This window comes from Aeromicrobium alkaliterrae, assembly GCF_039529015.1.
Taxonomy (GTDB): domain Bacteria; phylum Actinomycetota; class Actinomycetes; order Propionibacteriales; family Nocardioidaceae; genus Aeromicrobium; species Aeromicrobium alkaliterrae.
On sequence record NZ_BAAAME010000002.1, the window covers coordinates 805,545 to 818,457 of the forward strand.

9 protein-coding genes are annotated in these 12,913 nt (G+C 70.7%); 4 read left to right on the forward strand and 5 right to left on the reverse strand.

Going from position 1 to position 12,913, the window contains the following annotated elements:
• Positions 1–84 precede the first annotated feature (84 nt).
• Positions 85–1,548 (reverse strand): glutamate synthase subunit beta, encoded by a 1,464-nt coding sequence (locus ABD127_RS05130; RefSeq protein WP_344198406.1) that lies wholly within the window; start codon positions 1,546–1,548, stop codon positions 85–87.
• Positions 1,541–6,079, reverse strand: coding sequence for a glutamate synthase large subunit (gltB, locus tag ABD127_RS05135; RefSeq protein WP_344198408.1), 4,539 nt, complete (start codon positions 6,077–6,079; stop codon positions 1,541–1,543). Before gltB ends, ABD127_RS05130 begins: the two co-directional genes overlap by 8 nt.
• Positions 6,080–6,280: 201 nt before the next feature.
• Between gltB and ABD127_RS05140 the strand changes: the two genes are divergently transcribed.
• The 4 genes from ABD127_RS05140 to ABD127_RS05155 all read left to right on the forward strand — a co-directional run bounded on the left by ABD127_RS05140 (position 6,281) and on the right by ABD127_RS05155 (position 9,501).
• Positions 6,281–7,054, forward strand: coding sequence for a hypothetical protein (locus ABD127_RS05140; protein WP_344198410.1), 774 nt, complete (start codon positions 6,281–6,283; stop codon positions 7,052–7,054).
• 105 nt (positions 7,055–7,159) lie between these two features.
• Positions 7,160–7,873 carry a septum formation family protein gene (locus ABD127_RS05145; protein ID WP_344198412.1) on the forward strand — a complete coding sequence of 238 codons (714 nt, stop codon included), beginning with the start codon at positions 7,160–7,162 and terminating at the stop codon, positions 7,871–7,873.
• Between the two features lie 63 nt (positions 7,874–7,936).
• Positions 7,937–8,734, forward strand: coding sequence for a DUF4190 domain-containing protein (locus tag ABD127_RS05150; RefSeq protein ID WP_344198414.1), 798 nt, complete (start codon positions 7,937–7,939; stop codon positions 8,732–8,734).
• Entirely contained in the window at positions 8,731–9,501 is a 771-nt protein-coding gene (locus ABD127_RS05155) for a DUF4190 domain-containing protein (protein ID WP_344198416.1), read from the forward strand. The genes ABD127_RS05150 and ABD127_RS05155 overlap by 4 nt, the downstream gene beginning before the upstream one ends.
• Before the next feature lie 13 nt (positions 9,502–9,514).
• On the opposite strand, the gene hflX is transcribed toward ABD127_RS05155, so the two are convergent.
• From hflX to ABD127_RS05170, 3 genes are all read right to left on the reverse strand, one after another.
• Positions 9,515–10,924 carry a GTPase HflX gene (gene hflX / locus ABD127_RS05160; protein ID WP_344198418.1) on the reverse strand — a complete coding sequence of 470 codons (1,410 nt, stop codon included), beginning with the start codon at positions 10,922–10,924 and terminating at the stop codon, positions 9,515–9,517.
• On the reverse strand, positions 10,921–11,766 hold the full coding sequence (gene dapF, locus ABD127_RS05165; protein WP_344198420.1) for a diaminopimelate epimerase: 846 nt from the start codon (positions 11,764–11,766) through the stop codon (positions 10,921–10,923). The genes hflX and dapF overlap by 4 nt, the downstream gene beginning before the upstream one ends.
• Before the next feature lie 9 nt (positions 11,767–11,775).
• Positions 11,776–12,913, reverse strand: a 1,138-nt coding sequence (locus ABD127_RS05170) for an HNH endonuclease (protein ID WP_344198423.1), incomplete at its 5' end; no start/stop codon positions are given.

Sequence of the window (12,913 nt, forward strand, 5' to 3'; positions counted from 1 at the left end):
CGCCCCTGGTCGGGGCGGGAACTCACTCGCGGAGGGGCGGAAACTCACTCCTCGCGGGGCGGGAACTCACTCGCGAGGGGTACGTCAGACGACGAGGGGGCGAGCGTTCGGCGGGATCGGCGACGGGAGGGTCGTGGATCCCTGCAGGTACGCGTCGACGCCGGCAGCAGCGCCGCGGCCCTCCGCGATGGCCCACACGATGAGCGACTGCCCACGACCGCAGTCACCCGCGACGAACACACCCGGCACGCTCGACATGTAGTTCTTGTCGCGCTTGACGTTGCTGCGCTCGTCGAGCTCGACGCCGAGCTGGGCGACGACGCCCTCGGTCTCCGGGCCGGTGAAGCCCATGGCGAAGAGCACCAGCTGGGCCGGGATGACCCGCTCGGTGCCCTCGACCTCGGTGAACTTTCCGTCCACCATCTCGACCTCGCTGATGCGCAGGCCGCTGACCTCGCCGTCCTCGCCGATGAACTCCTTCGTGGAGACGGCGTACACGCGGTCACCGCCCTCCTCGTGGGCGGAGGCGATGCGGTACGTCATCGGGTAGGTCGGCCACGGCTGGTTCTCGGGGCGGTCCTCCCCCGGCTGCGGCATGATCTCCAGGCTGGTGACGCTCTTGGCGCCCTGACGGATCGACGTGCCGAGGCAGTCCGCGCCGGTGTCGCCGCCGCCGATGATGACGACGTCCTTGCCGGTGGCCAGGATCTGGTCCTGGACCTCCTCACCGAGCGCCGCTCGGTTGGCCTGCGGCAGGAAGTCCATCGCCTGGTGAATGCCGCCGAGCTCGCGCCCGGTGATCGGCAGGTCGCGGCGCACCGTGGCGCCCGTGGCGATCACGACGGCGTCGTAGCGGTCGCGCAGCTGGCTACCCGTGAGGGTGTCGCCGACCTGCACGCCCGTGCGGAACACGGTGCCCTCGCGCTGCATCTGCTGCACGCGACGGTCGACCTGCTCCTTCTCCATCTTGAACTCCGGGATGCCGTAGCGGAGCAGTCCGCCGGGCTTGTCGTCCCGCTCGTACACCGCGACGGTGTGGCCGGCGCGGGTCAGCTGCTGCGCGGTCGCGAGGCCCGCGGGCCCCGAGCCGATCACCGCGACCGTGCGGCCCGTCAGGAACTCCGGCGGCTGCGGGCGCACGTTGTGCATCTCCCACGCCTTGTCGATGATCGAGACCTCGACGTTCTTGATCGTGACCGGCTCGCGGTTGATGCCCACGACGCATGCCGTCTCGCACGGCGCCGGGCACAGCCGGCCCGTGAACTCCGGGAAGTTGTTCGTGCGGTGCAGGCGGTCGATCGCGTCGTCCCAGTCGTCGCGCCAGACCAGGTCGTTCCACTCCGGGATCAGGTTGCCGAGCGGGCAGCCCTGGTGGCAGAACGGGATGCCGCAGTCCATGCAGCGTCCCGCCTGCTCCGAGATGATCGGGAGCAGCGCCTTGCCCGGCCCGCCCGGGTAGACCTCGTTCCAGTCGTTGACCCGCTCCTCGACCGGACGTCGTCCGGCCACCTCGCGGGGCGTGTTGATGAATCCGCGGGGATCAGCCATTCGCGGCCACCTCCATCATGCGTGCAGTCGTCTCGTCATCGGACAGCCCTTCAGCCTGGGCGGCGGCCTGTGCCTCGAGCACCTTGCGGAAGTTGACCGGCATGATCTCGACGAACCGCTCGAGCGATGCCGGCCAGTCGGCCAGCAGGCGCTCGGCGAGCTCCGAGCCGGTCTCCTCCGCGTGCTTGCGCACCATGTCGTGCAGCTCCGCGGCGCTCTCCTCGGGCACCGCGCGCGTCTCGACCATCTCGCGGTTCACGACCTGTTCGTCCAGGTCGAGGACCCAGGCGATGCCGCCGCTCATGCCGGCCGCGATGTTGCGGCCCGTCGGACCGAGGATCGCGACTCGGCCGCCGGTCATGTACTCCAGCGCGTGGTCGCCCACGCCCTCGACGACCGCCCGCGCGCCGGAGTTGCGGACGCAGAAGCGCTCGCCCACCCGCCCGCGCAAGAAGATCTCGCCGCCGGTCGCACCGAAGCCGATCACGTTGCCGGCCACGATGTGCTCCTCGGCCACGAGCTTCGCGTCGCGCGGCGGGCGCACGACGAGGCGTCCGCCCGACAGGCCCTTGCCGACGTAGTCGTTGCCGTCGCCCTCGAGGCGCAGCGTGATGCCGCGGGGGACGAACGCGCCGAACGACTGACCGGCCGCACCCGTGAAGGTGATGTCGATCGTGTCGTCGGGCAGGCCCTCGCCGCGGTACCGCTTCGTGACCTCGTGGCCGAGCATCGTGCCGGTCGTGCGGTTGACGTTGCGGATCTGCAGCTGCGCGCGCACCGGCTCGCCCCGCTCGAGCGCGTCGGCGCTGAGCGCGATGAGCTCGTTGTCGAGCGCGGCGTCGAGGCCGTGGTCCTGCGTCGTGATGCAGTGACGGGCGGCGTCCTCGGGAAGCTCGGGCACGTGGAAGATCGGCGAGAGGTCCAGGCCCGACGCCTTCCAGTGGTCGACCGCGCGGCGCGTGTCGAGCACCTCGGCCCGACCGACGGCCTCCTCGATCGTGCGGAAGCCGAGCTCGGCGAGGATCTCGCGGACCTCCTGTGCGATGAACTCGAAGAAGTTCACGACGTACTCGGCCTTGCCGGAGTACTTCTCGCGCAGCTGAACGTTCTGCGTCGCGACGCCCACGGGGCAGGTGTCGAGGTGGCAGACGCGCATCATGATGCAGCCGCTGACGACCAGGGGGGCCGTCGCGAAGCCGAACTCCTCGGCGCCCAGCAGGGCGGCGATGACGACGTCACGACCGGTCTTGAGCTGGCCGTCGGCTTGCACGACGATGCGGTCGCGCAGCAGGTTGAGCAGCAGCGTCTGCTGGGTCTCGGCCAGGCCGAGCTCCCAGGGTCCGCCGGCGTGCTTGAGCGACGTCAGCGGCGAGGCGCCGGTTCCGCCGTCGTGGCCGGAGATCAGCACGACGTCGGCCTTGGCCTTCGAGACGCCCGCCGCGACCGTGCCCACGCCGACCTCGGACACGAGCTTGACGTGCACGCGCGCGACCGGGTTGGCGTTCTTGAGGTCGTGGATGAGCTGCTTGAGGTCCTCGATCGAGTAGATGTCGTGGTGCGGCGGGGGGCTGATGAGGCCCACGCCCGGCGTCGAGTGACGGGTCTTGGCGACCCACGGGTACACCTTCGGGCCGGGCAGCTGGCCGCCCTCGCCGGGCTTCGCGCCCTGCGCCATCTTGATCTGGATGTCGTCGGCGTTCGTCAGGTACTCCGACGTGACGCCGAAGCGACCCGACGCGACCTGCTTGATCGACGAGCGACGCTCGGGGTCGTACAGGCGCTCGGGGTCCTCGCCGCCCTCACCCGTGTTCGACTTGCCGCCGAGGCGGTTCATCGCGATCGCGAGGGTCTCGTGCGCCTCCTGGCTGATCGAGCCGTAGCTCATCGCACCCGTGGAGAAGCGCTTGACGATCTCGGAGACCGGCTCGACCTCGTCGATCGGGATCGAGGGACGCTCACCGTCCTTGAACGCGAACAGCCCGCGGATCGTCATGAGCCGCTCGGACTGGTCGTCGACGCGCGACGTGTACTGCTTGAAGATGTCGTAGCGCCCCGTGCGGGTCGAGTGCTGCAGGCGGAAGACCGTCTCGGGGTCGAAGAGGTGCTCGGGGCCCTCGCGCCGCCACTGGTACTCGCCGCCGACCTCGAGCTGGCGCGGACCGACGATGCCCGACGTGGGGTACGCGACGGCGTGGCGCGCCGCGACCTCCGCCGCGAGCACGTCGAGGCCGACTCCCCCGAGCTTGCTCGAGGTGCCCGTGAAGTACGCGTCGACGACGGCCTGCGACAGGCCGATGCACTCGAAGATCTGGGCGCCGGTGTACGACGAGACCGTCGAGACGCCCATCTTGCTCATGACCTTGAGCACGCCCTTGCCGAGGCCGTACGCGACGTTGCGCGCAGCCTTGCTGGGCTCGACGCCCTGCACGAAGACGCCCTCGCGGGCCAGGTCCTCGGCCGTCTCGAGCGCCAGGTACGGGTTGACCGCGGTCGCGCCGAAGCCGATCAGGAGCGCGACGTGGTGCACCTCGCGGACGTCGCCGGTCTCGACGATCAGACCCGCCTGCGTGCGCAGCTTCTCGCGCACCATGTGGTGGTGCACCGCACCCGTCAGCAGCAGCGACGGGATGGGCGCCAGGTCGGCGTTGGAGTGACGGTCCGACAGCACGATGATGCGCGCACCGTCGGCGACCGCGGCGGACACGTCGGCGCAGATCTCGTCGATCTTGGCCTTGAGCGCCTCACCGCCGCCGGCGACGTCGTAGAGCCCGCGCACCACGTGCACGCTGAACCCCGGCATGTCGCCGTCCTTGTTCATGTGACGGATCTTGGCGAGCTCGTCGTTGTCGATGACGGGGAACGGCAGCTGCAGCATGCGGCAGCTGGCCGGGCTCGGGTCGAGGAGGTTCTTCTCCGGGCCCATCGTGCCGGCGAGCGAGGTGACGATCTCCTCGCGGATCGAGTCCAGCGGCGGGTTGGTGACCTGCGCGAACAGCTGCGTGAAGTAGTCGAACAGCTGGCGCGGGCGGTCCGAGATCGCCGCGATGGGCGTGTCGGTGCCCATCGAGCCGATCGCCTCGGCACCGGTGCGGGCGATGGGCGCGACGAGCTTGCGCACCTCTTCCTCGGTGTAGCCGAACACCTGCTGGCGACGGGTCACGGAGGCGTGCGTGTGGACGATGTGCTCCAGGTCGGGCAGGTCCTCGAAGCGGACCAGGCCGGAGTAGAGCCACTCGTCGTAGGGGTGCTCGGAGGCGAGCTGGCCCTTGATCTCGTCGTCCTCGATGATGCGGTGCTCGTCGAGGTCGAGCAGGAACATCTTGCCCGGCTCGAGGCGGCCCTTGCGGACGATCGTGGACTGGTCGAGGTCGAGCACGCCCGCCTCGGAGGCCAGGACGACGAGACCGTCGTCAGTGACCCAGAAGCGGCCGGGGCGCAGGCCGTTGCGGTCCAGGACCGCACCGATCTGGGTGCCGTCGGTGAACGTCACGCAGGCGGGGCCGTCCCACGCCTCCATGATCGAGGAGTGGAACTCGTAGAACGCCCGGCGAGCGGGGTCCATCACGGTGTTGTTCTCCCACGACTCGGGGATCATCATCATGACGGCGTGCGGCAGCGTGCGGCCGCCGAGGTGCAGCAGCTCGAGCACCTCGTCGAGCGAGGCGGTGTCGCTGCCGTGCGGGTCGCAGATCGGGAACAGGCGCTTGATGTCGCCGGGGATCTTGTCGCTCGCGAGCAGGGCCTCGCGGGCGCGCATCCAGTTGCGGTTGCCGCGCGCGGTGTTGATCTCGCCGTTGTGCGCGACGAAGCGGAACGGGTGTGCGAGCGGCCAGCTCGGGAAGGTGTTGGTCGAGAACCGGCTGTGCACGATCGCGAGCGCCGACTCCATGCGCTCGTCGAGCAGGTCGGGGTAGAACGCGTCGAGCTGCTCGGTCGTGAGCATGCCCTTGTAGACGAAGGTGCGCGCCGAGAGCGACGGGAAGTAGACCTCGACCTCGTGCTCGGCGCGCTTGCGCAGGCCGTAGGTGTGACGGTCCAGCTCGAGGCCCTCGAGGGAGCCGTCGGGCGAGGTCACGAACAGGGTCGAGAAGCTCGGCATCGCCCCGAGGGCCATGTTGCCGAGGATCGACGGGTCGACCGGCACGTCGCGCCAGCCGAGGGCGACGAGTCCCTCGTCGGTGGCGAGCGCCTCGACCGCGTTCTTGGCCTCGGCCGCCGCGGTGGCGTCGGCCGGGAGGTAGGCGATGCCGGCGGCGTAGTGGCCCTGCGCCGGCAGCTCGAAGTCCGCGACACCGCGCAGGAAGCGGTCCGGGACCTGCAGCAGGATGCCGGCGCCGTCGCCCGTGTCGGGCTCGCCGCCGACCGCGCCTCGGTGGTCGAGGTTGCGCAGCGCCGTGAGCCCCTTGGCCACGATGTCGTTGGTCGCGACACCGGTCAGCGTGGCCACGAAGGCCACACCACAGGCGTCGTGCTCCTGGGCCGGGTCGTACAGGCCCTGGGCGGCGGGAAGGCTGGAGAACAAGGCGCTCACAAGAGACCCCTCTACAACGTCGTCAACAGGTCGTGCAGTTCCGTGGACGACATTGGCCGCGGCAGCAGCCCATCATGACACGTCCCCGACACACGGACGAATCAGGCTCGCCTCACCTGCTGCGCGACGGCCGGGGGTGAACCCCTGCCGACCTACCCTGTCGAAAGTCCTTGTTTCGTCCGTCCCCCGCCAGGAAATGCCATGAGCTCGATGCCGCCGCCGAACCCCTTCGCACCCCCCGGCCAGACCTCGGTCGCGACCGCGCCGCCTCCGCCCGCCCCGAACGGCGGTCCGACCCCGGCGACGCCGCAGGGACCGCAGCAGCCGGTGTCGCGGCGTGAGCTCATGGCCCAGCTCGCGGCATCACGGAAGAAGGCCGGCTGGGCGCTCGGCCTCGCAATCACCGGGATCGGCTCCACCGTGGCGCTCATCCTCGCGCTCATCGTGCTGTGCGGCCCGCGCGACGGACTGCGACGCGGTCGCGGCATGGCCTGGACCGCGCTCGTCGTCCTCGTCGCCTGGTCTGCCGCCTCGGTGTGGGCGTACGTCACGCTGGCCGGGGCCACGGGCGTCGAGCGGGCCTCCGACGGGGAGGTCATCCAGGGCGGTGAGGTCCTCAAGGAGGACCTGCGGATCGGCGACTGTCTCGACGAGGCGTTCGACGCCGAGGTCGGACCGGTGGAGCAGGGCACGATCGCGGTGCTGCCGTGCGACGAGCTGCACACCGCGCAGGTCATCCAGCTCGGCATGCTGCCCGAGGGCGCCTACCCCGGGCAGGACGCGGTGCTGAGCCAGGCCGAGCAGTTCTGCATGCCGCACTTCCAACCGTGGGTGGGCACCCCTTACGAGTCCTCCAACCTCCTGCTCGGGTTCTACGCGCCGGCCCAGGAGTCGTGGGACCAGAGCCGCGCCGTCGTCTGCGTGGTCTCGTCCGAGGACGAGGTCGTGGGCACGTTCCAGGGCAGCAACAGCTGAGAGCGCCCCGGCGCGCCGACGGGTTCGGCGAAACCGACCGCGCGTGGTCCCGGGCCGATCTAGTCTGTCGCCATCCTGTGCGTGCGATGTCGGAGGGAGACGTCGATGGGCGAGGTTCCTCCGATCCCCGGTGGGATGCAGCTGCCGAAGTACCCGGACCGGCCTGAGGGCTGGGACCGGGCACCAGGCGGACCCGTCCGTCCTCCGAACGACCGCAGCGAGGGCACGGCGACGACCGCGCTCGTGCTCGCCCTGATCCCGACGATCCTCTCGAACGTGGTCGGCTTCTTCCTCGCGATCTCGGTGCTCAACAAGCCGTACGGCGGCCGTTTCAACGGCCGCGGGAAAGCCATCGCGGCCCTCGTCATCGCCCCGATCTGGTTGACCGTCACGGTGTTCCTGTTCCTCCTTCCCTCGATCGTCGAGCCCGACCGCGACGACCGCGGCGAGGTCATCGAGAGCGGGACGGTGGGCCCGGACGGGCTGCGGCTCGGTGACTGCCTGGAGTCGATCGAGCTCGACACCGTTCAGACCACGCACGACGTCGTCCCCTGCGACAGCGCCCATCGCGCCGAGGTCTTCCACACCTTCGACCTTCCCGACGGACCGTGGCCCGGTGAGGAGGAGGTCGCCCGGTTCGCCGACGGCGGGTGTCTCGACACCTTCTCGACGTGGGCGGGCCAGCCGTACGCCGAGTCGACGCTGGACATCGCCATCCTCCAGCCCGTGCGGTCGAGCTGGCGCGATCACCGTGGTGTCGTCTGCATGGTCTACACCGCCGAGCCGACCACCGGGACCCTCCAGGGCAGCGGCCCGTGACGGCGACGGTCCAGGACTCGACACGATGAACCACTCCTCACCTCGACCCACGGATGGATTCGCATGACCGGCACCCCGCCCGACCCGTTCAGCCCCACGGGAGGACCGGCACATCCGCCGCCACCGAGCCCGGTTCCTCAGCCGGGGTACCCGGCTCCGCCCGGCCACCCGACCGCCGGCTACCCGGGGTTCCCGCCGGGCCCGCAGGGTCTGCCGCCGGACCCGAGCTCCGCCGCGCGCTCCCGCACCCAGGCGGTGTGGGCGCTCGTGCTCGCGATCGTCCCGCTGTGCATCAGCCAGATCGTCGCCGTCGTGCTCGCGATCATCGTGCTCGTCGGGCCGAGCGACGGTCAGCGACGGGGCAAGGGCATGGCCTCGGCCTCGCTCGTCGTCGTCGCGCTGTGGACCGTCGGCGTCGTCGTGGCGCTGGTCGTCGGCCTGGCCAGCATCCCGGCCGACCGTGACGACGACGGCACCGTGACCTCCGGCGGCGAGGTGCCGGCCGAGGACCTGCGGCTCGGCGACTGCCTCGACGAGGACTTCTTCGACACCGACGCCGATGACCAGGTCTACACCGTCACGGTGCGCCCGTGCGACGAGCCGCACACCGGCGAGGTCTACCACGAGGTGACCCTGGACGACGGCTCCTACCCCGGTGACCGCGACGTCGCGATGCAGGCCGACGAGGCGTGCTACCAGGAGTTCTCGGCCTGGGTGGGCACCTCGTACGAGGACTCCGAGCTCGAGTACTTCAACTACCTGCCGACCCAGGAGTCCTGGGACACGGGCGACCGCCTGATCACGTGCGTCGTGATCTCGATGGACGACGTCACCGGCACGCTCGAGGGAAGCAGTCGATGAGCCACCAGCCACCGCCGGGGAACGATCCCTACGGCTCGCCCCCGCAGCTCTACCCACCGCAGGGCTACGGATACCCGCCCGCTGGGTATCCGGGCTACCCCGGCTACCCGCCGGGGATGCCCGGGCTCCCGCCGGACCCGCAGGCCGCAGCCCGCTCACGCACGCAGGCCGTGTGGGCGCTCGTGCTGGCCATCGTCCCGCTGTGCCTCTCGCAGATCGTGGCGGTCGTGCTGGCCATCATCGTGCTCGCCGGACGGCGCGACGGCCAGCGACGCGGCAAGGGCATGGCGGCGGCCGCTCTCGTCATCGTCGTGCTCTGGATCGTCGCGGCCGTGGTCGCGATCGTCGTCGCGGCCGTCACCATCACACCGGAGCGCGACAACCAAGGAGTCGTGATCTCCGGCGGCGAGGAGCTGCCCGAGGACGTGCGGGTCGGCGACTGCGTCGACGAGGACGTCACGTACCCCAGCGCGAAGGGCTTCTTCGTGACCGTGGTGCCCTGCGACGAGCCGCACCCCGGCGAGGTCTTCGCCGAGATCGAGATCGAGTACCTCGACTACCCCGGCCCGACCCGGGTGCGCGAGATCGGCGACGCGGGGTGCGCCGAGCGGTTCGAGGCCTTCGTCGGCGTGCCGCTGGAGGCTTCCGAGCTCGACGTCAGCTACTTCTACCCGACCGAGGACAACTGGGAGTACGACGGGATGATCCGCTGCATCGTGGTGCCGCCCGAGGACGTCACCGGGACGCTCGAGGGCAGCGGACGCTAGCCGGGCGCCTCTCTCAGACCGTGTAGGCGGCCAGCTCGTGCGCGAGCTGCTCGCCCACTCGGGCCACGACGTGCGTTCCGTCGGCCTCGTGGTCGAGCGACTCGATATCCCCCGAGACGTGGATCTGGTTGAGCAGGTCGCCGCGCTCGTACGGGAGCACCGCCGTGACGAGCACGGCGGGACGCGGCAGGTCGGCCTCGATCGCACCGAGCAGCTCGTCGATGCCCTCGCCGGTCCACGCGCTCACGACCACGGCGTGGGGCTCGCGGGCGAGCAGCCGGGCGAGCGTCACCGGGTCGGCGGCGTCAGCCTTGTTGACCACGACGATCTCGGGGACCTGGATCGCCTCGATGTCGGCGAACACCTCGCGCACCGCCGCCAGCTGCCCCCCGGGGTCGGGGTGGGAGCCGTCGACGACGTGGAGGACCAGGTCGGCGTCGCCGACCTCCTCGAGGGTCGAGCGGAACGCCTCGACCAGCTGGTGCGGCAGGTGCCGCACGAAGCCGACCGTGTCGGAGAGCGTGTAGACGCGGCCGTCGGAGGTCTCGGTGCGGCGGGTCGTCGGGTCGAGGGTCGCGAACAGCGCGTCCTCGACCAGCACCCCGGCACCCGTGAGGCGGTTGAGCAGGCTCGACTTGCCGGCGTTGGTGTACCCGGCGATCGCGACCGACGGGATCTCGTTGCGGCGTCGGTTGGCCTTCTTGGTGTCGCGCGTCGTGCGCAGGTGCGCGAGCTCGCGGCGCAGCTTGGCCATCTTGGCCTGGATGCGGCGGCGATCGGTCTCGAGCTTGGTCTCACCGGGACCACGGCCACCGATGCCCTCACCGCCCGCGGCCCGGCCACCGGCCTGGCGCGACAGGTTGCCGCCCCAACCGCGCAGGCGCTGGGTCTGGTACTGGAGCTGGGCCAGCTCGACCTGCGCCTTGCCCTCGGCACTCTTGGCGTGCTGGGCGAAGATGTCGAGGATCAGCGCGACCCGGTCGACGACCTTGACCTTGACCCGGTCCTCGAGGTTGCGCAGCTGGCTGGGCGCGAGCTCGCCGTCGCAGATCACGGTGTCGGCGCCGGTGGCCTCGACGATCTCGTGGAGCTCGGCGACCTTGCCGCTACCGATGTACGTGGCCGGATCGGGGCGCGAACGACGCTGGATGATCGCGTCGAGGATCTCCGAGCCGGCGGTCTCGGCCAGGAGCTTGAGCTCGGCCAGGGAGTTCTCCGCGTCCTCCGCGCTGCCCTCGGTCCACACACCGACCAGCACGACCCGCTCGAGGCGCAGCTGGCGGTACTCGACCTCGGTGATGTCCTCGAGCTCGGTGCGCAGGCCCGCGACGCGACGAAGGGCCTGGCGCTCGGAGAGCTCGATCCCGACCTCCTCGGGACGCACGACCTGCTCGGTCTCGGTGCCGGTCGAACCCTCGCTCATGCGCGCCACTCCATCTGCCCGGAGGCCACGATGACGGCCGGGCCCTCCAGCACCAGGTGGTCGTCGGCGGTCCACTCGACGTGCAGCGTGCCGCCGGGGACGTCGACCCGGTAGCGGACGGGCACGTCGGCCGTGGGGCTGGCGCCATCGGCCAGAGCCGTGGCGACGCCGACGGCGCAGGCGCCCGTGCCGCAAGACCGGGTCTCGCCGGAGCCGCGCTCGTGGACCCTCATGCCGACGTGACGATCTCCGCGGCGTTCGACGAACTCGATGTTGACTCCCTCGGGATACACGCCGGCGTCGTAGCCGGGCTGGTCGAGCAGTGGGCCGGCGTCGGCGACGGTGTCGACGAACGCGACCGCGTGCGGGTTGCCGGTGTGGACCTCGCGGGCCTTCCAGGCGTGCTGGCCGACGGTGACCTCGGAGACGTCACCGACCTGGAACGGGCCCATGTCGACGCGGAGCTCGTCGCCCGCCCGCGTGACGACCTTGACGCCGTCGCGGGTGCCGATGCGGATGGGAGCCTCGACGTCGACCAGCCCGGCCTCCAGCAGGTAGCGGGCGAAGACGCGAACCCCGTTGCCGCACATCTCGCTGACCGAGCCGTCGGCGTTGCGGTAGTCCATGAACCACTCCGCACCCGTCGTGTCGAGAGCGGGATCGAGGTCGATCGCCTCGGTGCGCACGACGCGCATGACGCCGTCGGCTCCGAGACCGCGGCGGCGGTGGCACAGGGCCGCGACGAATGCGGGGTCGAGGTCGCCGTGCACCCGGCCGTCGGGGTCGGGCAGCAGCACGAAGTCGTTCTCCGTGCCGTGTCCCTTGAGCCAGCTGACGTCCATCCCTCCAGTCTACGTGCGCGGGTGCGGGCGAGCTGGCGGTGAGACGTACGAATGCCCCGTCGGTGTGGTCCAGGTGACCTCGCCGTGGTCTCCGGGTTCGACCTGCCAGCCGGGGAGCTCCTTGACCAAGTTGGACAGCTTGCACAGCCCTTGACCGTTGGTCTGCGTGGTGAGGCCGCCGGTGCGGTGGGGTCTGATGTGGTCGATGTCGCGGATCGCACAAGAGCAGCCTGGTTGTCGGCACTGATGGTGGTCACGGGTCCGGATCCACGACGCCAACGTGCCGGTGAAGCATCGCCGGCGGGTGTCCAGGCCGGCCAACGAGCCGGTCTGGTCGACGAACAGGCGGCGGTACCAGGCCTGACCGGCCGAGTCGACGATCTCGGCCGCCAGCTGCGGGCTGATGGGGCCGTGTCCGGCCAGCTCGGCCGCGACCGGGAGGCCCTGGAGGGCTTCGACGGGCAGGTGGACCGACAGATCCACCTCAGGGCCGGCGACCGTCTCCACACCCGTGGCACGCTCGAACAGGGCGTTGACCATGATCTGCCCACGCGTGCGGTCATCACCACGAGCACGAAGACGGTCGGCGTGCGACTGGAGGGCCTGCTTGATGGCGACGAGCTGCTCGGCCGGACCCTGGACGATCAGGGTGCCGATGCCATCCGGGCCGGGCCAGTACGAGACGAACTGATCGGCCCGGGCCTTCCGCTCACGCTCAGCAGCGGCCTCGACGTCGTGCGTCACGACCACCTCGCGTGCCAGATCGGCAGCCCGAGGAGCCGTGAGGCCTTCCAGTCGCCCCTCGAGCTGGGCGTCGATCGCGGTGACCGTGTCCGGGTCCAGGTCGCGCACGACCCGCACCACCGCCCGCACCACCGGCTCCGACACCACCCCCTCGCCGAACGCACTCCGCAGGACCGGCATCGCGCGCAGCACCATCGCGACCTCCAGCAGACTGCGCCCAGCGCTCGGAGACTGACCCCGCGCCATCGCCGTCTCGGCAGCGACCGACAGCGCCGGGTCGCCCGAGAAATCCAGCCGCCGCAACGCATACAGATCGGCCGTGTGCTCCACGATCCGCGCCTGCGCGACCCGCACCAGCCGCTCGGCAACCACGGGCCGAGCCGAAGGCGAGGCAGGCGCCCGG

Bases quoted from the DNA above. Each gene is read 5' to 3' on its own strand.
- ABD127_RS05130 (WP_344198406.1), bottom strand. From the start codon at position 1,548: ATGGCTGATCCCCGCGGATTCATCAACACGCCCCGCGAGGTGGCCGGA.
- ABD127_RS05140 (WP_344198410.1), top strand. From the start codon at position 6,281: ATGAGCTCGATGCCGCCGCCGAACCCCTTCGCACCCCCCGGCCAGACC.
- ABD127_RS05145 (WP_344198412.1), top strand. From the start codon at position 7,160: ATGGGCGAGGTTCCTCCGATCCCCGGTGGGATGCAGCTGCCGAAGTAC.
- ABD127_RS05150 (WP_344198414.1), top strand. From the start codon at position 7,937: ATGACCGGCACCCCGCCCGACCCGTTCAGCCCCACGGGAGGACCGGCA.
- ABD127_RS05155 (WP_344198416.1), top strand. From the start codon at position 8,731: ATGAGCCACCAGCCACCGCCGGGGAACGATCCCTACGGCTCGCCCCCG.
- hflX (WP_344198418.1), bottom strand. From the start codon at position 10,924: ATGAGCGAGGGTTCGACCGGCACCGAGACCGAGCAGGTCGTGCGTCCC.
- dapF (WP_344198420.1), bottom strand. From the start codon at position 11,766: ATGGACGTCAGCTGGCTCAAGGGACACGGCACGGAGAACGACTTCGTG.